Annotated in this window: 16 protein-coding genes; 7 read left to right on the top strand and 9 right to left on the bottom strand. The window is 63.1% G+C overall.

The window, feature by feature from the left end; all coding sequences use genetic code 11:
- Position 1 precedes the first annotated feature (1 nt).
- From glgC to FE851_RS05585, 4 genes are all read right to left on the bottom strand, one after another.
- Positions 2-1,264 carry a glucose-1-phosphate adenylyltransferase gene (glgC, locus tag FE851_RS05600; RefSeq protein WP_026002676.1) on the bottom strand — a complete coding sequence of 421 codons (1,263 nt, stop codon included), beginning with the start codon at positions 1,262-1,264 and terminating at the stop codon, positions 2-4.
- Positions 1,265-1,320: 56 nt separating this feature from the next.
- Positions 1,321-3,480: a 1,4-alpha-glucan branching protein GlgB gene (gene glgB, locus FE851_RS05595; protein ID WP_145200571.1), complete on the bottom strand. Its 2,160-nt coding sequence runs from the start codon at positions 3,478-3,480 to the stop codon at positions 1,321-1,323.
- A gap of 20 nt (positions 3,481-3,500) precedes the next feature.
- Positions 3,501-5,969 (bottom strand): glycogen/starch/alpha-glucan phosphorylase, encoded by a 2,469-nt coding sequence (locus FE851_RS05590; RefSeq protein WP_145200568.1) that lies wholly within the window; start codon positions 5,967-5,969, stop codon positions 3,501-3,503.
- Between the two features lie 85 nt (positions 5,970-6,054).
- The gene (locus FE851_RS05585) at positions 6,055-7,263 is read right to left on the bottom strand and encodes a serine hydrolase domain-containing protein (RefSeq protein ID WP_145200565.1); all 1,209 of its coding nucleotides are present in this window, start codon (positions 7,261-7,263) and stop codon (positions 6,055-6,057) included.
- Between the two features lie 291 nt (positions 7,264-7,554).
- On the opposite strand from FE851_RS05585, the gene FE851_RS05580 reads away from it, so the two are divergent.
- From FE851_RS05580 to FE851_RS05560, 5 genes are all read left to right on the top strand, one after another.
- Entirely contained in the window at positions 7,555-8,067 is a 513-nt protein-coding gene (locus tag FE851_RS05580) for an RNA polymerase sigma factor (RefSeq protein WP_019052541.1), read from the top strand.
- A 55-nt stretch (positions 8,068-8,122) separates the two neighbouring features.
- Entirely contained in the window at positions 8,123-9,064 is a 942-nt protein-coding gene (locus FE851_RS05575) for a FecR family protein (protein WP_145200563.1), read from the top strand.
- Complete coding sequence (locus tag FE851_RS05570; RefSeq protein ID WP_261370858.1) at positions 9,048-9,473, top strand: STN domain-containing protein; 426 nt, start codon at positions 9,048-9,050, stop codon at positions 9,471-9,473. The genes FE851_RS05575 and FE851_RS05570 overlap by 17 nt, the downstream gene beginning before the upstream one ends.
- Before the next feature lie 22 nt (positions 9,474-9,495).
- Positions 9,496-11,664, top strand: a complete 2,169-nt coding sequence (locus FE851_RS05565; RefSeq protein WP_261370857.1) for a TonB-dependent receptor — start codon at positions 9,496-9,498, stop codon at positions 11,662-11,664.
- Between the two features lie 87 nt (positions 11,665-11,751).
- On the top strand, positions 11,752-14,955 hold the full coding sequence (locus FE851_RS05560; RefSeq protein WP_145200559.1) for an autotransporter domain-containing protein: 3,204 nt from the start codon (positions 11,752-11,754) through the stop codon (positions 14,953-14,955).
- Between the two features lie 174 nt (positions 14,956-15,129).
- On the opposite strand, the gene gatB is transcribed toward FE851_RS05560, so the two are convergent.
- The 4 genes from gatB to gatC are packed head-to-tail and all read right to left on the bottom strand — an operon-like array spanning position 15,130 to position 18,752.
- On the bottom strand, positions 15,130-16,629 hold the full coding sequence (gene gatB / locus FE851_RS05555) for an Asp-tRNA(Asn)/Glu-tRNA(Gln) amidotransferase subunit GatB (RefSeq protein WP_145200556.1): 1,500 nt from the start codon (positions 16,627-16,629) through the stop codon (positions 15,130-15,132).
- Positions 16,629-16,982: a trypco2 family protein gene (locus FE851_RS05550; RefSeq protein WP_145200553.1), complete on the bottom strand. Its 354-nt coding sequence runs from the start codon at positions 16,980-16,982 to the stop codon at positions 16,629-16,631. The genes gatB and FE851_RS05550 overlap by 1 nt, the downstream gene beginning before the upstream one ends.
- Position 16,983: 1 nt before the next feature.
- Positions 16,984-18,468, bottom strand: coding sequence for an Asp-tRNA(Asn)/Glu-tRNA(Gln) amidotransferase subunit GatA (gene gatA / locus FE851_RS05545; protein ID WP_145200550.1), 1,485 nt, complete (start codon positions 18,466-18,468; stop codon positions 16,984-16,986).
- Entirely contained in the window at positions 18,465-18,752 is a 288-nt protein-coding gene (gene gatC / locus FE851_RS05540) for an Asp-tRNA(Asn)/Glu-tRNA(Gln) amidotransferase subunit GatC (RefSeq protein WP_017184650.1), read from the bottom strand. The genes gatA and gatC overlap by 4 nt, the downstream gene beginning before the upstream one ends.
- A 140-nt stretch (positions 18,753-18,892) precedes the next feature.
- Between gatC and FE851_RS05535 the strand changes: the two genes are divergently transcribed.
- The gene (locus FE851_RS05535; protein WP_130752660.1) at positions 18,893-20,011 is read left to right on the top strand and encodes a DUF3089 domain-containing protein; all 1,119 of its coding nucleotides are present in this window, start codon (positions 18,893-18,895) and stop codon (positions 20,009-20,011) included.
- A complete protein-coding gene (gene ruvX / locus FE851_RS05530; protein ID WP_017184652.1) occupies positions 20,008-20,478 on the top strand; it encodes a Holliday junction resolvase RuvX in 471 nt (156 codons plus the stop codon). Before FE851_RS05535 ends, ruvX begins: the two co-directional genes overlap by 4 nt.
- Positions 20,479-20,641: 163 nt before the next feature.
- Here the strand turns inward: ruvX and FE851_RS05525 are convergent, their stop codons facing one another.
- Positions 20,642-21,637, bottom strand: a complete 996-nt coding sequence (locus FE851_RS05525) for an IS481 family transposase (RefSeq protein ID WP_145200547.1) — start codon at positions 21,635-21,637, stop codon at positions 20,642-20,644.
- Positions 21,638-21,647 lie beyond the last annotated feature (10 nt).

Below are 21,647 nucleotides of genomic sequence, written 5' to 3'. Positions count from 1 at the left end.
CTCAAGCCACCAGCCGCTCGATCATCGGCTGCGTGACCAGACATATGCCGCTGTCGGTCCGGCGAAAGCGCTGCGCATCCTCCTCCGGATGTTCGCCGATAATCAGGCCGGGCGGGATGATGATGCCGGAATCGAGCACGCATTTGTGCAACCGCGCCCCGCGCCCGATCTCGCAATTGGGCATGATCACGCTGTCGGTGACCGACGAAAAGCTATGCGTCTTGACCCCGGAAAACAGCAGGCTGCGATGCAGCGACGAACCCGACACGATGCAACCGCCCGCCACCAGAGACGATGTCGCGGACCCGCGCCGTCCATCCTCATTATGCACGAACTTGGCGGGTGGAGTGACTTCGGAATAGGTCCATAGCGGCCAGCTGCGGTCATACAGATCCAGCGAGGGTACCACGTCGGTCAGGTCGATGCTCGCCTGCCAATAGGCATCGATCGTCCCCACGTCGCGCCAATAGGGAACCAGCTCGCTTTCGGCACGCACGCAACTGCTCGAAAAGCGGTGCGCCACCGCTTTGCCATGCTTGACGATATGGGGAATGATGTCGCCGCCAAAGTCGCGCTTGCTGGCCGGATCGTCCGCATCGCGGCGCAACTGCTCGATCAGGAACCGGGTCTGGAAAACATAGATGCCCATCGACGCCAGGGCCATATCGGGCTGGCCGGGAATGGCTGGCGGGTCTTTTGGCTTTTCGACGAAGGCGGTGATCCAGTCCTTTTCATCGACATGCATCACGCCAAAGCCGGACGCCTCGCTACGCGGCACTTCCATGCAGCCGACCGTCACGTCCGCGCCGCTATCGACATGCTGCTGGAGCATCAGCTCATAGTCCATTTTATAGACATGATCGCCCGCCAGCAGCACCATATATTCGGGCGCATAACTTTCGATGATGTCGATATTCTGGAACACGGCGTCGGCGGTCCCTTCATACCATTGGCTTTCCGACACGCGCTGGCTGGCGGGCAGAATATCGAAGCTCTCATTGCGTTCGGGACGAAAGAAGTTCCAGCCGCGCTGCAAATGGCGGATCAGCGAATGCGCCTTATACTGCGTCGCCACGCCGATGCGGCGAATACCGCTGTTAAGCGCATTGGACAGGGCAAAATCGATGATCCGCGCCTTGCCGCCAAAATGGACGGCAGGCTTGGCGCGCTTGTCGGTCAGTTCCGCCAGGCGACTGCCGCGCCCTCCCGCCAGCACATAGGCCATGGCGTCACGGGCGATCGGCTGGTTTCGTGGTTGCTGCATTTCGGGCCTCTCCTCGCATTGCCCCGTCCGTCGCCTGCACGCGCCCGTCGGCTTCCTTAAATATCCAGTTCCAGCATCAACGTCGCGAATGGGGGAATGGTTACATTGGCCCATCCCTCCTCATCCGCCGTCACCATGCCCATATTTCCTGCATTGCTGCCGCCATAACCGGCCGCGTCGCTGTTCAATATTTCGCGCCACGTTCCGCCCGATGGCAAACGCATCCGGTAACCATGCCGCAGCAATGGCGTAAAATGGCTGATGACGACGATCGGACGCGCGCCGGGCGCCCGCCGCACCCAGGCAAAGACGGAGTCGGCGGCGGCATCCACCAGCACCCATTCAAACCCCTCCGGCTCGCAATCGCGCGCATGCAGCGCCGGTCGGGAGCGATAGAGATGGTTGAGATCGCTCACCCATTGCTGCACGCCCTGGTGGGGGGCATGATCGACCAGATGCCAGTCGAGCGCCCGTTCCTCGCTCCACTCCCCGCGCTGGGCGAACTCCTGCCCCATGAACAGCAGCTTCTTGCCCGGATACCCCCACATCAGGCCATAATAGGCCCGTAGCGTGGCGAATTTCTGCCAGTCATCGCCCGGCATCTTGTGCAGCAACGACGCCTTGCCATGCACCACCTCGTCATGGCTCAGCGCCAGCACGAAATTCTCGGTAAAGGCGTAGAGCAGGCCGAAGGTGATGTCGTCATGATGATGGCAGCGATGCACCGGATCGCGCTGCAAATAGCGCAGCGTGTCGTGCATGAACCCCATATTCCATTTGAAACCGAAACCCAGGCCACCGCTATGCACCGGGCGCGACACGTCGGGCCAGCTGGTCGATTCCTCCGCGATCGTCATCACCCCGCCATGGGTGCCGTACAGGACGGTGTTGAGTTGCTGGAGGAAGGCCACAGCCTCCACATTCTCCCGTCCGCCATGATCATTGGGCACCCACTCGCCGGGCGCCCGCGAATAATCGAGATAGAGCATGGAAGCGACGGCATCGACACGCAGCCCGTCGACATGATAGCGCTCGGCCCAGAACAGCGCGTTATTGACCAGATATTGCGATACCTCGCGCCGCCCGAAATTATAGATGGCGGTGTTCCAGTCAGGGTGGAATCCCTTGCGCGGATCGGCATGTTCATACAGTGCCGTGCCATCAAAATAGGCCAGCCCATGTTCGTCGGTCGGGAAATGCGCCGGCACCCAGTCGAGGATCACGCCAATCCCGGCCTGGTGCGCCCCGTCGACAAAACGAGCAAAGCCCGTCGGATCGCCGAACCGCGCGGTCGGCGCATAGAGACCCAGCGTCTGGTACCCCCAACTGGGATCATAGGGATATTCGCTGATCGGCAGAAATTCGATATGGGTAAAGCCCATGCCGACGACATAGGGGATCAACCGCCGCGCCAGTTCATCCCAGCTCAGAAAATCGCCGGACTCGTCCCGCTGCCATGACCCGGCATGGACTTCATAAATCGACACCGGCTCACGCCGCGCATCGGCCTTCTGCCAATGGTCCTTATGCCGTTCGTCGCCCCATTCATGGTCAAGCGGCGCCGCGACGATCGACGCGGTCGAGGGGCGCAGTTCGGACTGAAAGGCAAAGGGGTCGGCCTTGAGCGGCAGGATGACGCCATCCGCGCCCATAATCTCATATTTATACGCGCTGCCCGGTCCGACATCGGGCAGGAAAATCTCCCACACGCCAGCGTCCGCCCGGTGGCGCATCGGCGCGCGGCGGCCATCCCAGCGATTGAAGTCGCCCACCACTGACACGCGCTTTGCATTGGGCGCCCATACGGCAAAATGCGTGCCGGTCACTCCGTCATGGGTCATTGCATGCGCGCCCAGCTTGTCGAACAGGCGTCCGTGCGATCCTTGCGCGAAATAATAATCATCCATCGGCCCCAGGACCGGGCCGAAGCCATAGGGATCGATCATGACATGGTCGCCGCCATCGCCATAATGGGCGACGTAACGCAACGGCTGGCGCTTGCGGATTTTCACCTTGCCGAAAAACAGCCCGTCCGGGTGGATCGCCGCCAGTTCGCCGACCGGCTTGCCATCCAGCGTCTGGGCGCTGACGCTAACCGCTTCGGGCAACAGCACACAGGCGGTAAAGCCGCTTTCAGCCGGATGCACGCCAAGCGTGGCAAAGGGGTCGTCCTCGCGACCTTGTATCAGCCGGTCAATCTGTTCCGGCGTCAACACCGCTTATCCTCGCATTCCGCTCATGGCTTTATCTTCCAGATGTCGGTCGCATATTCGCGGATGGTCCGGTCCGACGAGAACCAGCCCATCCGGGCAACATTATGTATCGCCTTCTTCGCCCACAAAGCGCCATCCGTCCAGAGCGCATCGACATTGCGCTGCGCGGCGGAATAGCTGTCGAAATCCGCCGCCAGCATGAACCAGTCATGGTCATAGATGCCCTGGATCAGCCCCTTGTAACGATCGGGGTCGTCGGGCGAGAATACGCCGCTGGCAATCGCGTTCAACGCTTGGGACAATTCGCGGCTCTGGTCGATTACCTCACGCGGATTATAGCCGTTGGCACGGCGCTCGTTCACCTCCTGCGCGGTCAGGCCGAAGATGATGATATTCTCCTCACCCACATGATCGCGCATCTCGACATTGGCGCCATCCAGCGTGCCGATGGTCAGCGCGCCATTGACCGCGAACTTCATATTGCCGGTGCCCGACGCCTCCATGCCCGCGGTCGAAATCTGTTCGGACAGGTCAGCCGCCGGGATCATGACTTCGGCCAGCGACACATTATAATTGGGCACGAACTGCAATTTGAGCAGCCCCTGCACCGCCGGATCATGATTGACCGCGCGCGCCACGTCGCCCGCCAGCTTGATGATCAGCTTGGCATTATGATAGCTCGATGCCGCCTTGCCGCCGAACAATTTGACGCGCGGCACCCAGTTCTTTTCCGGGTGCGACCGGATCTGGTCATAGAGCGACACGGCCTCGACGATGTTGAGCAATTGCCGTTTATATTCGTGGATACGCTTGATCTGGATGTCGAACATCGCGCCCGGATCGATCCGGGCGTTCACCTTCTGGCGCAATATATTGGACAGCGCTTCCTTGTTGGCCCGCTTCACGCCCAGGAATTTCTCCTGAAAGGCGCTGTCGTCGGCAAAGGGATCAAGGTCGCGCAGCGCTTCGGGATCGTCCATGAAACGGTCGCCAATCGCCTCGCGGATCAGCGCGAACAGCCCCGGATTGCACTGCATCAGCCAGCGGCGGAAGGTGACGCCATTCGTCTTGTTGTTGATCCGCGTCGGATAGAGATTGTGCAGGTCAGCAAAGACCGTGACCTTCATCAGATCGGTATGCAGCGCCGACACGCCATTGACGCTGTGCGATCCGGCAAAGGCCAGATTGCCCATCCGCACTCGCCGGTCGCCGCCCTCGTCGATCAGGGAGATGGCGCCAATCCCATGGTCGTCAAACTGGCCCGATTTGCGCGCTTCGGCCAGCAGGCGGCTGTTGACGGCATACACGATCTGCATGTGCCGGGGCAGCAATCGCTCGAACAGCGGCACCGGCCAGCTTTCCAGCGCTTCGGGCAGCAGCGTATGGTTGGTGTAGCTGAAGGTGCGCCGGGTGATGTCCCACGCCTCGCCGAACTCCAGCCCATGATCGTCGAGCAATATCCGCATCAACTCGGCCACCGCGACCGCCGGATGGGTGTCGTTAAGCTGGATCGCGGCCTTGTCCGGCAGGGTCAGGATGCTGCCGAAATATTGCAGATGCCGCCGCACAATGTCCTGCAGGGACGCGGAGGAGAAGAAATATTCCTGCCGCAGCCGCAATTCCTGCCCCGCGGCTGAACTGTCGGCGGGATAGAGAACACGGGTCAGCGCCTCGGCACGATTACTTTCGGCCAGCGCGCCCAGATGGTCGCCCGCATTGAATTTTTCGAGCAGGATCGGATCGATCGGCTGCGCCTGCCACAGCCGCAGCGTATTGACTCGCTTGCCGCGCCAGCCGGCGATCGGCGTATCATAGGGCGTCGCGATCACCCGTTCGGACGGATGCCAGTGCATTTGATGCGGTCCGGCATCCTCGCTCTCGACCGGATCGACCCGTCCGCCAAAGCCGATCTCGTAACTGGCCTCGCGCCGCTCAAACTCCCACGGATTGCCGTGCGCCAGCCAGGTTTCGGGCAGTTCCACCTGCCAGCCGTCGGAAATTTCCTGCCGGAACATGCCGTTCACATAGCGGATGCCATAGCCATAGGCTGGCACGTCCGTCGTCGCCATGCTCTCCATGAAACAGGCGGCCAGACGGCCAAGCCCGCCATTGCCCAGCGCCGCGTCCGGCTCCAGCGCTGCGATAATATCGATATCGACGCCCAGCGACGCAAGCGCCGCCTGCATGTCGTCCAGCATTTCCATGTTGGACGCAGCATCGCGCATCAGGCGGCCGATCAGAAATTCCAGCGACAGATAATAGACCCGCCGCCCTTCTTCCTCATAGGTTTTCTGGGTCGACGTGATCCAGGCGTCGATCACCCGGTCGCGGATCGAGAGGATGACGGCGTGCAGCCAGTCGTGCGGCTTGGCAGCGGCGGCATTCTTGCCGATGCGATAGGTGAGCCGCTCGACAATCTCATGGGCAAGAACCTGGGGATCGACCCGGCGCGGTTCGGGGATAGGAAGTTTGGTCTGGCCCTTGAGGTTCATGCGGCTGGTCCCCCTATATTGTCGGGGCGATGATGGCACAGCGTCGCGCCCCAAGCCAAAGGGTTTTTGCGGCGCAGCAAAAAAATCAGCGCGTCTGAACGCCCCGATGATCGACAATCGAAGCCCGGACACCAGCGCGCAGATCGGCCCGCACCGGATAGGCGCTGGACGGGAGCAACTGGGTCATGAAAATACCGATCAGTCGCTCGATCGGGTCGATCCAGAAAAAGGTCGAAAACACCCCGCCCCAATAATATTCCTGGCTTTTAAGATCCATTGCAAAGCCGAGGCCAAAGCCGACGCCATTATAGTCGGCCTCACTGAACATGCCGGTCGAATAGCGGGCCAGGTCGCTGCCACCCGGCAACTGATTGTCCCGCATCATCGCCACGGTTTCGGGCCGCAACAGCCGCGCGCCATCCAATTCTCCGCCGCGCAGCAACATGCGCGCAAAGCGATGATAATCCGACACGCCCGATACCAGCCCGCCGCCGCCGGACAGGAAGCGGCCCTGCCGCCGCCAGCCGCTACGCGCGCCCAGGTCGGCGATGACGCGTTCGCCATCCTCGTTCAGCCGCCAGGCATCGGTCATCCGCTCGACCTGATCGTCGCGCAGGACGAAGCCGGTGTCGATCATGCCCAGCGGATCGAATATGCGGGCGCGGAAAAACGCATCCAAATCCATGCCGCTCAGCCGTTCAACCACCACGCCCAGCACATCGGTCGACACGGAGTAGATCCACCGCTCACCGGGCGAATATTCCAGCGGCAACCGGGCAAGATCGGCAATGAATTCGTCCGACGTGCGTTTCTGCTGAAATTCGTCCAGCCCCAGTTGCCGGTATCGCGCGTCAATCGGCGTCTGGCGTTGCAACCCATATGTCAGCCCCGACATGTGCCGCAGCAGGTCGATCATCCTCATCACCTGCTTGGGTCGTGCACGATTACTCCGTCCGACGCGCAGGTCGGCGAATTCGGGGATGACGTCTGCCACCGGCGTATCCAGCGCAACCTTGCCCGCCTCCACCAGCATCATGAAGGCGACCGACGTGATCGGCTTGGTCATCGACGCAATGCGGAACAAGGCATCGTTCCGCAGCGGCTCGCCTGTCGCCCGCGCCGCGCCGCGCGCCACCGCCAACACGGGTTGTTCATCGCGCGAAACCAGCAATTGCATGTGCGCCAGCTTGCCCGACGCCAGATAGGTCGCGCCGAGATGGTCGATCAGCGCACCGAGCCGGTCGGGGTCCATCCCCGCCGCCTGCGCCGCCGCCTTGTCCACGCCATCTGTCATGCCCAACGCTGCTCCCCATAAGGATTAAGAGATTTGAACCCATCCTCCCCTGCAAGGGGAGGTGGATGGCCGCAGGCCGGACGGAGGGGGGCAAGCCATCGATGGCTTCACACCCCTCCATCATTGCTCCGCGCTGACACATCCCCTTCCAGGGGAGGATGTTAAAGTCTGGATCAATTCCGACCCTAAAACAGCAATGCACGCCCGTAAACAGCTTGCCGATTGCCAAGACCCCGCTCGGCCATCTATGGCAACCTGCCAAGACTTGCCTCGCATTGGATATAGACAGGCATGGCCACCGGCCTCTCCGCACTATTCATGGCAAACCGCGCCGCCTTGCTGCGCTTCCTTCGGGCGCGCGGCGCCGGGGAAAATGCGGAGGACTTGATTCAGGACATGTGGATGAAGCTGGAGTCGAAGGATATCGGCCCGGTCGCCGATCCGCTCCCCTATCTTTATCGCATGGCCAATAATCTGATGCTGGACAGATACCGATCCGCCACGCGGCGCGAACGGCGCGAACAGGATTGGGCGGAAGGGGCAGGCGGCGTGATGGCCGATCCGGTCGACGACATGCCGGTCGACGAACGACTGATCCTCAACCAGACGCTGGATGAAGCGCGCGAGGCGCTGCGCGCGCTCGGCCCGCGGGTCGAGTTGGTGTTCCGTCGCTTCCGTATCGAGGGTGTCGGGCAACGCGCCATCGCCGAGGAACTGGGGGTCAGCCTGACCACGGTGGAGAAGGATCTGCAAAAGGCCTATCGCGCCATGATCGCGCTCAAGCAGAAAATGGATACGGCATGACCGGGTCGGCGACGTCAGTCTCTGCAAGGGGCAAGAAATGAACAGGGCTGGAGCCATGATGCAAGAGGAAGCGCTGGGATGGGTCATCCGCACGCGCGATCCCGACTTTGTCGATTGGGAGGCGTTCACGCTGTGGCTGGAGGGCGACCCTGCGCGCGCCGCCGCCTATGACGCGCTGATGGCGGCCGACGCCGACCTGGACGCCATCATCCCGTCCAGTCCCGCAGCCCTGCCCGCTGCCTTGCCCATTGCCGCCAATGATCCGGGCGAACCCCGGCACCGGACATGGCGCTGGGTTGGCGGCGGCGCGATTGCAGCAGCGCTGGTCGCGACCATTTCGCTGAGCATGATGAACCGCGCCGACATCTACACCATCACCACCCGGCCCGGCGAAACGCAGACCATCGCGCTGGACGATGGCACGCGGATCGACGTCAATGGCGGCACGACGTTGCGGCTCGACCATAACAATACCCGCTTTGCCGCGCTCGACAGCGGCGAAGCGGCCTTCACCGTGCGCCATGATGCGGCCGATCCCTTCCGCGTGACCGTGGGCGATGCCGTGTTCGAGGATGCGGGCACCGTGTTCAACATCGTCCACACCGGCGGCGCGACCCGGATCGGCGTATCCGAAGGCAAGGTGATCTATAATCCGCAGGCCGAAGCGATCAGCCTGCCCGCCGGACGCGCGCTGGCCGATGATGGCGATGGATTGCGGGTGATGGACGTTGCGCCTGCCGCCGTCGCCAGCTGGCGGCAGGGACGCCTGGTCTACGCCAATGCCGCCGTGGCCGACATCAGCCAGGACATCGCCCGCTCGCTCGGCATCGCGCTGACCACCACGCCCGGCGCGCGGGCGATGCGCTTCACTGGCACGATCCGGCTGGACAAGGACCCTGCGCGCTTCTTCGCCGGGGCCGCGCCGCTCATGGGGCTGAGCGCGATACGCACTGGCGACGGCTGGGTGCTGAAGGAAGGGAATGGGCCGCAAAGCTGAGCTCCTGATCGTCACCGCCCTAGCGATCGCAACGCCCGCGCACGCGGCGGACAGACAGACTATCAGCATCGCCCCTTCACGGCTGGGCGAGGCCGTGGTGGCGCTTGGCCGCCAAACCGGCGTCAGCGTCGGCATGTCGGACCAGTCGCTCGCCGGCATAGCCACCCCCGCCGTCAAGGGCCGCCTGTCGGTCGACGCGGCGCTCAAGCGCCTGCTGCGGGGCAGCGGTGCCAGGGCCATGATGATCGACGCCTCGACCTGGCGCATCGTACGCGCGCGCCCGGTGGCAACCGCCCAAGCCCCCGCCCGCGCACCGGCAGCCCCCCTGCCCGATCAGCCCGTTGCGGAAATCATCGTCACCGCGTCCAAACGCTACACGCCCCTGCCCCTGTCTCTTATACACATCTAGATGTGTATAAGAGACAGGGGCCATGATGATCGACGCCTCGACCTGGCGCATCGTACGCGCGCGCCCGGTGGCAACCGCCCAAGCCCCCGCCTGCGCACCGGCAGCCCCCCTGCCCGATCAGCCCGTTGCGGAAATCATCGTGACCGCGTCCAAACGCTACCCGCCCCTGCCCCGCTATGCCAGCATGGTCGAAGCGATCGACGCCAATCTCTTTTCTAGCGGCGAAGCGTCGGGCGGCACGGCTACGCTGCTGGCGCGGGTCGCCAGCCTCAGTTCCACCCATGCGGGCAATGGCCGCAACAAACTGTTCATCCGCGCCATCGCCGATTCCGGCGTCGCGGGACCAACCCAAGCGACCACTGGCCAATATCTGGGCGACATGCGCCTCAATTATGCCGCGCCTGACCCGGACCTCAAACTCTATGATGTCGGCCGGGTCGAGATATTGGAAGGACCGCAGGGGACGCTCTATGGCGCGGGATCGCTTGGCGGCATCATCCGCATCATGCCCAACGCCCCCAATCTGGGCGAATTTGGCGGGCAGGTATCGGCGGGCCTTTCCGCCACCCAGCATGGCGCGCCGGGCGGCGATCTGTCGGCGACGATCAACCTGCCGATCATGCCGGAAAAAATTGCGCTGCGGGTCGTTGGCTATGGCGTGCAGGAGGGCGGCTATATTGACGATGTCAGCCGTGACCTGAACGATGTCAATCGCACCCGCACCTATGGTGGCCGGGCGGCTTTGCGCTTTGCCCCGGACGAAAACTGGACCGTCGACTTGAACGGCGTGTATCAACATATTCATGGTCGGGACGCGCAATATGCGACCCAGTCGCTCGACCGGCTCCAGCGCGCCTCCAGCGTCGCACAGCCTTATTTTTCCGACTATCTGCTTGGCAATATCAGGGTCGAGCGCCAGTGGGACAGCCTGCGCTTCGTCTCCTCCACCGGCTTCGTCCATCATGAACTCGCCGAAAGCTACGACGCCACGCAACAGGATGGACCCAGCGCGCTGTTCCGCCAGCGGAATGACATCGACATCTTTTCGACCGAAAACCGGCTCGTGCGCGATCTCGACAACGGTCTGGGCTGGATATTGGGCGCATCCTATCTGCAAAGCCAGTCGAAGCTCCGGCGCTCGCTGACCTCCTATGGCACCGCCATGTTCCAGCCGCAGGTGATCCCCGGCGTGCCCATGATCGGCCGCGGCTTGCCCGCCACCGCCACCGGGGTCCGCAACAAGGTCAAGGAAGCGACCCTGTTCGGCGAAGCCTCTTTCGAGCCGGTCAGGGGCCTGATCGCGACCGTTGGCGGACGGCTGACCAACAGCCGCCTGTCGGGCGAGGCGCTCGATCCCATTGCCGCCCTGTCCTTTGCCGATATCGCCCGCGCGGAAGCGCAGGCGGACCGCAGCGAAACCATCTTCCTGCCCTCCTTCGCGCTGCTGACGGACGCAATCCCCGACGTCACCCTCTACGCCCGCTATCAGCAAGGCTTCCGGCCCGGTGGTCTGGCGGTGGATGACCAGCGCGTCCGCCGGTTCCAGAATGACCGCATATCGACGGCCGAGATCGGTTTTCGCAAAGGCGTGGCGGGGCGCGACGCCATCGCGATCAGCGCCAACCTCGCCTATACCGACTGGCGCAACATCCAGGCCGACGTGACCGACCGGATCGGCCTGCCGACCACCGCGAATATCGGCGATGGGCGCATATATACCGCCGAAGGACGCATTGTCGTGCGCGCGATCCAGCGCCTGACGCTGGATGCCAGCATCATCTATAATGACAGCCGCCTGACCCAGCCGGCGCAATTCCTGCGGGCGCTATCGTTCGAAGGGCGCTCGCTGGACTTGCCCAACGTCGCCAATCTGGGCGGACGGCTGGCGTTCGACTATCGCACCGTGATGGGCGATGGGATGCGTCTGCATCTGTCAGGATCGGCCCGTTATGTCGGCAAGTCGCAACTGGGCGTCGGCCCGATATTGGGACGGACGCAGGGCGATTATGTCGACACCAGCCTGTCGGCCAGCGTGACGCGCGGCCCGGTGCAAATATCCCTTTCGCTGACCAACCTGCTCGACAGCGACGGCAACCGTTTCTCGCTCGGTACGCCGTTTGACCTCCATACCGACTATTACACCCCGCTACGCCCCCGCACCGTCCGCATCGGCATGGATTTCGCTTTCTGAACATCGGTTCAGACGGAAATGCCGATCCGGCACCGTCCTTCCTGCACGCGCGCATAAAAATCAGGCGCGGGACGCAGAGGAGACATCATGCGACATCTACTGGCCTGCACGGCCATCGCCCCGGCGCTGGTCGCGCTGACGCTGGCCAATGCAACGGCCGCCACCACGATCGGTACGTCGACCACCACCCCAGTCAAGACGTCGACCGTCGCGAACGGATCGGCGGACGACATCGTCATCAGTTCCGCTGGATCGATCACCCTGACCAGCGGCACCGGGGTCACGCTCGACAGCAACCATGACGTCAGCAATGCCGGCACGATCACGATCAATGACGCGAACGATGTTACCGCCATCCTCGCCGCACCCGGCACCACGGGGGACATCACCAACAGCGGCACGATCACCCTGGCCGAAAACTATACCGCGACCGACACCGACAGTGATGGCGACATAGACGGCCCCTTCGCCAAAGGATCGGGCAAGACCGGCATCCGGGTCCAGTCCGGTGCGCCGCATGTCGGCACTATCGGCCATAGTGGTACAATCACGATCGAGGGTAACCAGTCGGCGGGCCTTCGACTGGACGGTCCGCTGACCGGCAATCTGTCGACCAGCGGCATCACCAACGTCACCGGCGACAATAGCTACGGACTGGTCGCCAATGCCGTCACCGGCAACGTCACGCTGCGCGGTTCGACGTCGGTGCAGGGCGCCAACAGCATCGGCGCGGCTTTGCTGGGCGATATCAATGGCGCGCTCAAAATCCAGGGCAACATCGCCAGCACTGGCTATCGCTCCACCACCCGTCCGACCGACGTGACCAAGCTGGATGCTGACGATCTGTTGCAGGGCGGCTCCGCCGTCGTCATCGCTGGCAATGTGAGCGGCGGCGTGATCTTCGACGTACCGCCGACGCCCAGCAGCACGGATACCGACGTGGACGATGACGGCCTGCCCGACGCCAGCGAAGGCAGCGCCTCGATCGTCACCTATGGCTCCGCCGCTGCGGTGCAGGTCGGCGCTTCCAGTGCCGACACCGTCATCGGCGCGGTCGCGGCCGACAGTTCGGGCTATGGCCTGATCGTCAAGGGCCAGATTGGCGGCTTTGGCGTGTATGACGGGGTTGCCGCCAATGGTTTGAGCATCGGCGGACTGGGCGGCAATGTCACCATCGCCAACGGCATCGGGATCGACGGCACGGTGTCCGCCGTCTCCTACGACAGCAACGCCACTGCATTGCGGCTTGGATCGGGCACGAGTACCGGCACGATCAAGGTCGGCGGCACGGTCGGCGCGGCAGGATCGGCGCTGGCTGGCACATCGGCTCGCGCCATCGTCATCGACGCTGGCGCGTCGGCCAACGCCCTTGCCATCGGCGGCACCGTCAGCGCATCGGCGGCCAATAAGGAAAAAGGTACGGCGATCGCCATACTCGATTCCTCCGGCACGCTCGCCAGCCTGTCCAACACTGGCCGGATCAGCGCATCGGGCGGCCTGACCAACACCGCCATAGACCTGACCGCCAACAGCAGCGGTGTCACGCTGACGCAGGCGCTCGCGTCCTCGACAGCCGCCGCGCCGACCATTGTCGGCGATATTCGACTGGGATCGGGCAATGACGCGCTCACCGTGTCGGCAGGCAGCATCACCGGCAATCTGACGCTGGGCGCAGGCAATGACAGCATCGCCCTGTCCGGCGCATCCAGCCTGACCGGCAATGTCGACTTCGGTGTCGGCAATGCGAACCTCTCCCTGGCCGACAGCGCCAGATTGGACGGCGCGGTCGATTTCGGCAGCGGCAGCGGCACGCTGACCCTGGGCGGCACGTCGGCGCTGACCGGCGCGATCAGCAACAGCGGCAATATGGCGGTCGTACTGAACGGCGGCACGCTCAATGCCACCAACAGCGGCCCGGTTTCTCTTGCGTCGCTCTCCGCCAGCGGCACATCGACACTGGGCGTCACCATCAACGCGGCGACCAATGCCGCCACCGTCTATAATGTGGCGGGCGCGGCCAGCTTCGCCAGCGGATCGCAGGTGAAGGTCAACCTGACCCAGATCGGCGGATCGGCGGGCGACTATGTCATCGTCCGTGCCGGATCGCTCAGCGGAGCCCCGGCGTTGGCGACCAGCACCCTGCTCCCCTATCTGTTCAAGGGCAACATCAGCGGCGACAGCAATGCCGGGACCGTCACCCTCTCGATTGCCGCCAAAAGCGTGACCGAACTGGGGCTGACCGGCTCGCTCGCCCGTGCCTATCCGGCGATCTTCAATGCGCTCGATAATGATGCCGCCGTCGCCACCGCCTATCTCGGCATCAGCGATGGCACGACTCTGGCCACCAATCTGCGCCAGATGCTGCCCGATCATGCGGGCGGCACGTTCGAAGCAGTGACGTCGGGATCGCGCGCGACCGCGCGCATCCTGTCGGACCCCAATGGCGTGTATCGGACCAAGGACGGGCGGCTGGGCTTCTGGCTGCAACAGGTGGGCTTTGGTGGCGCCAAGAGCGTGGGCGATACAGCCTCCTACGACATCAACGGCTGGGGCGCAGGCGGCGGGGTCGAATATCTGACCGATCTGGGCGCGTTCGGCGGCTCCTTTGCCTATATCCACGCCAGCGACAGCGGCGGCAGTTCCAACAATGCGGTCGATTCCGATCAATATGAACTGGCGGCGCACTGGCGCGGCCAATGGGGTCCGCTGCTGGCCTTTGCCCGTCTGTCCGCCGCCCATATCGGCTTTGACGGCACCCGCCGTTTCGACAATGGCGATGTCACCCGCACCGCGAACGGCAACTGGAACGGCAAACTCTATTCCGCCACGGCCGGTGCCTCCTACCAATGGCAGATGGGCCGCATCAGCCTGCGCCCGGCGATCGGCATCGACTATTATCGCCTGAAGGAGGATGGCTATAGCGAGAGCGGCGGCGGCGACGCCTTCAACCTCACCGTACTGGGCCGGACCAGCGATGAAACCACGGCCAGCGGCACAGTGACGGCGGGCTATGACTTTGGCAGCCTGAAGCGTGAAGATGGCTGGGTCCGACTGGAACTGGAGGGCGGTCGTCGCCAGATCATTGGCGGATCGCTGGGCGACACGGTGGCCAATTTCAAGGATGGCGATCGTTTCACCCTGGTTGCCGACGATCGCACCAATGGCTGGACCGGCCGCGCGCGCCTCTATGGCGGCACCGACACGTTCCGGGTCGGCGGCGAATTCGGCGCGGAAGAACAGCAAAATCACGTCGCCATCTCATTTCGGGCGACGGTTAACTTCGTGCTGTGACGTCTTGCCTATGAATGGACGGGCCACACCCCACAGACTTCCCGGCCCATCCATTTTCGCCCCGGCATGATCCCTCCCCCAGGGGCCGGGCACAAAAGAGGGGCGTCGCCATCCCCACCGGCGACGCCCCTTAATTTTGCCCCATCCTCGCCAGCCGGAGGATGAATTTTCCGCTTACCCGGCCAATGCCTTCTTCACCAGTTCGTTCACGACCTGCGGGTTGGCTTTGCCCTGCATGGCTTTCATGGTCTGACCCACGAAGAAGCCGAACAGCGCTTCCTTGCCGCCGCGATATTGTTCGACCTTGTCGGCGTTGTTCGCCAGCACCGTGGCCACTGCCGCCTCGATCGCGCCAGTGTCGGACGTCTGCTTCAGGCCCTTTTCCTCGACGATCTTGCCGGGCTTATCGCCGGTTTCCAGCATGATCTCGAACACCTGCTTGGCGATCGTGCCGCTGATCGTGCCGTCGGCGACCAGTGCCAGCAGTTCCGCGCCATCGGTCGGGCCGACCGGGCTGGTCTCCAGCGTCTTGCCCAGCCGATTGAGTGCGCCATAAAGTTCCGACAATAGCCAGTTGGCCGATGCTTTCGCGACATCGCTCTCGCTTTTGCCCTGGATGCGCGCGGCTTCGGCCACCAGCGTCTCGAACCAGCGCGCCGTGTCGGCGTCGGCGGTCAGGGTCGCGGCATTATAGGCGGACAGGCCCAGCGCCTGCTCATAGCGCTTGCGCTTGACGTCGGGCAGTTCGGGCAGCGAGGCGCGGCATTCGTCCAGAAACGCATCGTCCAGCACCAGCGGCAACAGGTCGGGATCGGGGAAATAGCGATAGTCGTGCGCGTCTTCCTTCGACCGCATCGACCGCGTTTCGTTGCGATCGGGATCGTAGAGCCGGGTTTCCTGCACGATCTTGCCGCCGGCTTCCAGCACATCGACCTGCCGGTTGGCCTCATGCTCGACCACGGCCATGACGAAGCGGACCGAATTGACATTCTTCGTTTCGGTGCGGGTGCCGAATTCTTCGCCGGGCTTGCGAACCGACACGTTCACGTCCGCGCGCATCGACCCCTGGTCCATATTGCCGTCGCACGACCCGACATAGCGCAGGATCGTCCGCAGCTTGGACAGATAAGCCCCGGCTTCGGCGGGCGAGCGCATGTCGGGCTTCGACACGATCTCCATCAGCGCCACGCCCGACCGGTTGAGGTCGACATAGGAACTGGTGGGATGCTGGTCATGCATCAGCTTGCCCGCATCCTGCTCGACATGGATACGCTCGACGCCGATCACCTTGGTGCTGCTGTCCGGGTTCTTCTCGTCCAGCACGATCTCGATCTGCCCCTCACCCACGATCGGGTGGTAGAGCTGGCTGATCTGATAGCCCTGCGGCAGATCGGCATAAAAATAATTCTTCCGGTCGAAGCGCGACCATTTGTTGATCTGCGCCTCGATCGCCATGCCGGTGCGAACCGCCTGACGGATGCACTCACGGTTGGGGACGGGCAGCATGCCGGGCATCGCCGCGTCGACCAGGCTGACCTGCGTGTTCGGCTCTGCCCCGAAGGCCGTCGCGGCGCCGGAAAACAGCTTCGCGTTCGACGTGACCTGCGCATGGACTTCCAGGCCGATCACGACCTCCCACTCGCCGGTTGCCCCCTGGATTGTGTATGTACTCATTATTCGTCACGCCCGTTTTCTACGTAAGCCCGCGGCACAGAGAACCTAACACGGCTAACGGTCGAGGTTTCAGAATGGCCCTCACCTCCCCCGCTGACACCCACGGAAAATACCTGTAGTTTCAGCTTACCTCCCACCTGAGCTGATCGTTTTGCTGTGACGGCAATATCAAACTCAATCTCAGTCGGAGCCTTAAACATGTAACGCCCGTTGCCCTTTGGCGAAACAATAGCCGCGGATGTTCTGACGTCGCTTACACCAGCCATGACGGCGTTCAAGGTTTCTGAAACGAACAAACGGAGTTCGTTCGCATCAGCATCGCTCTCAATAGCGCTATTTACCTGTTCAGCCATATTACCACCACTTGTCCGGCCGCGCGGTGAAGCCGGCCCGTTCCTCGATGGCGAGGCTGGCGTTCAGCACGGTCTGCTCGTCCAGCGCCTTGCCGATCACCTGCAATCCGATCGGCAGCCCTGCCGCATCCAGCCCACCCGGCACCGCCATCGCCGGCAGCCCGGCCAGCGAGGCCGGCACGGTGAAGACGTCATTCAGATACATCGCCAGCGGATCAGCCTGCTTCTCGCCCAGCGCGAAGGAGGAACTGGGCGCGGTCGGCGTCAGCAGCAGGTCGCATTTTTCAAATGCCAGTTCGAAGTCGCGCGCGATCAGTGCCCGGACCTTCTGCGCCTGGGTATAATAAGCGTCGTAGAAGCCCGCAGACAGCACATAGGTGCCGATCATGATGCGGCGCTTGACCTCCGGCCCGAAACCGGCGGCGCGGGTCGCGGCATACATGTCCTGCAAGCCTGCGCCATCGGGCAGGTCGCGCTGGCCATAGCGCACGCCGTCATAGCGGGCGAGGTTGGACGACGCTTCGGCAGGCGCGATGATATAATAGGTCGGCAGCGCATATTGGGTGTGCGGCAGCGATACCTCCACCACATTGGCGCCTGCGTCCTTCAGCCATTCGATGCCGCGATCCCACATGGCGGAGATTTCGGCGTTCAAGCCATCGGGACGATATTCCTTCGGGATGCCGACCGTCTTGCCCTTCAGGTCGCTCGACAGATTGGCTTCCCACTGCGGCACCGGCAGGTCGAGGCTGGTCGAATCCTTGGGGTCGAAGCCCGACATGACTTCCAGCAGGATCGCATTGTCGCGAACCGTCCGCGCCATCGGCCCGGCCTGATCGAGCGAGGATGCAAAGGCCACGATGCCCCAGCGCGAGCAGCGGCCATAGGTCGGCTTGATCCCTGAAATGCCGGTGAAGGCGGCAGGCTGGCGGATCGAGCCGCCGGTATCGGTGCCGGTCGCCGCCGGGCACAGCCGCGCGGAAATGGCCGAGGAGGAACCGCCCGAAGAGCCACCGGGAGCCAGCGCGGCATTGTCGCCACCGCCACGCTTCCATGGGGAGATGACATTGCCGAAATAGCTGGTTTCGTTGGACGATCCCATGGCGAACTGATCCAGGTTCAGCTTGCCCAGCATCCCCGCACCCGCCGCCCACAGCTTGCCCGACACGGTGGATTCATAGGTCGGTACGAACCCTTCCAGCATGTGCGACGCCGCGGTGGTCTGCACGCCTTTGGTGCAGAACAGATCCTTCATGCCGATCGGCACACCGGCCAGCGCGCCCGGCGTTTCACCAGCAGCCTTCGCCTTGTCGGCCGCATCGGCGGCTTCCAGCGCCTTCTCCGGCGTCTCGACGATGAAGGCGTTGAGCGCCTTGGCCGCCGCGACATTGGCGTTGAACCCTTCGGCCACTTCGCGCGCAGAAAAATCGCCAGCGCGAAACCCGTCGCGGATTTCGGCTACGGTCAGGTCAGTCAGATTGGTCACTCGATCACCTTGGGAACGGCAAAAAAGCCATGTTCGGCCTGGGGGGCATTGGCCAGCACAAGTTCGCGGACATTGCCGTCGGTCACGACATCTTCACGCAGGCGCTGAACATTGGGAATGACGGCGGTCATCGGCTCTATGCCGGTGACGTCCACCTCGCCCAATTGCTCCACCCAGCCAAGGATGTTGTTGAGTTCGGGCACCATCGCTTGCGCTTCGGCGTCAGTCACCGAAATGCGCGAAAGGCTGGCGATCTTTTTTACGGTTTGAAGGTCTATCGACATGGCTTCGCCGCTAGCACTCGGTTCAACCTGCTTCAAGGGGCGACCTGTCGACCATGGTTCATCTTGCGCAGGCGCAGCGCTTGCGCCAGACAGGCGGGAAGAAGGGCGGGCCAGGGTCCGCCCGACATCGGAGAGCAGTCGTGGCGCGCAAATTCCTCTATGTCATCGCTGGCCTTGTGGTGCTGGTGATCGCTGCACTGCTGGTCTATCGCGTCTGGGGGATGCAGTTGATCCGCGCGGTCATGATCCCGCGAGAGGCGTTCGCCCAATTGCCGCCCCTGCCCGCCGACGCCTATGACAAGCAGGCGATGTGGATCGCCCGGCCCGACATCGTCAAGGACAACCCGGCACTGTGGACGCCGCAGGGGATTAAGGACGCGCCCGTCCCGGAAAAGGCGGCGGTGTTTTTCATCCATCCCACCAGCTATATCACCACGTTCGGCGACGCCCACTGGAACGCCCGGCTGGACGACAAGGAAGCGGCCAGCACCGCACGCCGCTTCGTCGGCGGACAGGCCAGCGCGTTCAACGCGGCTGGCAATATCTGGGCGCCGCGCTATCGGCAGGCCAATTATGGCGCCTTTCTGACCGACGGGCCGGAGGGGGACAAGGCGCTCGCTGTCGCCTATCGCGACGTGGCCCAGGCGTTCGCCGCTTTCCTGAAAGCCAATCCTGCCGGGCCGCTGATATTGGCCGGGCATAGCCAGGGGTCGCGCCACCTGCTGCAATTGCTGCGCGAACAAGTCGCGGGCAAGCCGGTCGAGAAGCGGATCGCCGCGGTCTATGCCGTGGGCTGGCCGATTTCGGTCGAGGCAGACCTGCCCGCACTCGGCCTGCCTGCCTGCGCGCGGGCTGCGCAGGCGCATTGCATCGTCAGTTGGCAAAGCTATGCCGAACCGGCCGATCCGTCAGCAGTGATCGAAACATTCGGCAAGAAAACCGGCTATACCGGCAAGCCGCGCAAGGGCACCCACATGCTCTGCACCAACCCCATCACCGGCGCGTTCAACGGCGCAGCGCCCGCCAGCGCCAATCGCGGCACGCTCGACAGCCGCGACGCAGGCAAGCCGCCGCGCCTCCTGTCAGGCATCGTGCCCGCCCGCTGCGACACCAGCGGCGTGCTGATGATCGGCGAACCGGTGGACATGGGCCCCTTCACCCTGCCCGGCAACAACTACCATGTGTATGATTACAGCCTGTTCTGGGCGAATGTCCGCAACGACGCCCGGCAGCGGCTGGCCGCATTCCTGAAGTCATGAGCCTGCTGACCACGGATCGCGTCGCCTTTCGCGAATGCCTGCCCGAAGGCGGGCGACTGATCGGCATGGATGTCGGCACCAAGACGATCGGACTGGCGCTGTGCGACGATCGCTGGTCGATCGCCAGCCCGGCGCACACGATCAATCGCGGCAAGTTCACCAAGGACAAGATCGCGATCGCCGCCTTCATCGCGCAGCAGCAGGTCAAGGGCATCGTCATCGGCCTGCCGCTCAACCTGGACGGCACAGGCAGCCCGCGCAGCCAGTCCAGCCGGGCCTTTGCGCAAAATCTGACCGATCTGGGCCTGCCCATCCTGTTGTGGGACGAACGCTGGTCGACCCAGGCCGTCACCCGCACCCTGCTCGAAGCCGACGCCAGCCGTGCCCGGCGCGAGGTGCTGGTCGACAAGCTGGCGGCGAGTTACATCTTGCAGGGCGCGATCGACGGGCTGGTCGCGGGTCTTTAGGCCAGCGAATGCTCCATCCTCAACGTCATCCTGAATTTATTTCAGGATCCATCGTGCCCCAAAAGCCGCCGCTGGAGACGAGAAATGGATGCTGAAACAAGTTCAGCATGACGATGATGGCGGGGGCGGAGTCATATATGATAGCCCCGCATTTGATGCGCCCCTAATTGTCTGGTTGCGACACATCATTGGCATAATATAATACGTCGTCAACTTTAGCCATAAGGTCGTCCTGCGCCGCTGGCTTGTAAAGGGGGTTGGCGAGAGCAGGCTTGCGTTGGATGCGTTCATCGACCTTTTGGCTAGGCGAACCGCCCTGTAGGACACGCTGTCGTCGTCGATTGTAGGCGCGATTAAAGCCGGTCAGCAGGATTTCGAGATCGGCGTGGCCAGCAACATTGATGCCAAGCACCTCGCTCGCGATGCGGCCGTTAAAGCGTTCGACCATGCCATTGGTTTGCGGCGTATAGGGTCGTGTTGTGCGGTGAATGATTTTGACCTTCGCGCAGGCGCGTTCGAAATCGTCGGCGGTAAAACAGGATCCCCGGTCTGTCAGCACATGGGTGATGCAGAAGGGGAAAGCCTTTCTGGCGGCCTTGAGGAAGGCGACAGCGTTGGCGGCATTTTCAGCGTCGTAGACGGCCAGATGGACGAAGCGTGAGCAGCGATCGATGGCGACATAGAGGAATCGTTTGCGGGTCTCGCCGTCCGCGGTGCGCAGCTTGGGCAGATGTTTGACGTCGACATGGACAAAGCCCAGGTCATAGTCTTGGAAGCGCCCCTGTCCTTTACGCGGCTGCTCCGTGGGCTTGGGCGGTCGTCGATTGAGCCCTTCGGCCTTGAGTACCCTGTAGATGCTGTCGCGATTGAGGTGTGGCAGAAAGTGCCGGAGTACGAAGGTCAGGTCATCCAGGGCAAAGCCTGTCGCCCTGCGTACAGCGCAGATGATCGCGCGTTCTTCCTCATCCATACGCCAAGCCAGACGATGAGGCCGACTTGGGCGATCCAAGACCGCCTGCTCTCCTCGCTTGCGCCATTTGCGGACCGTCTCATCGCTGATGCCATAGCGTTTCGCCACGACACTGGCAGGCTCGGTCGAACGGGCAATTTCTGCCCTTACAGCAGGCGTGGTCCGAGCCTGGGGATGTATCTGCACCATTACGAAACCT

Origin of the sequence: Sphingobium sp. B2 (genome assembly GCF_007693735.1) — a bacterium.
In the GTDB taxonomy this organism is placed as follows: domain Bacteria; phylum Pseudomonadota; class Alphaproteobacteria; order Sphingomonadales; family Sphingomonadaceae; genus Sphingobium; species Sphingobium xenophagum.
Note: the sequence above shows the minus strand (reverse complement) of the source record. Positions and strands in the feature narration are given on the sequence as shown.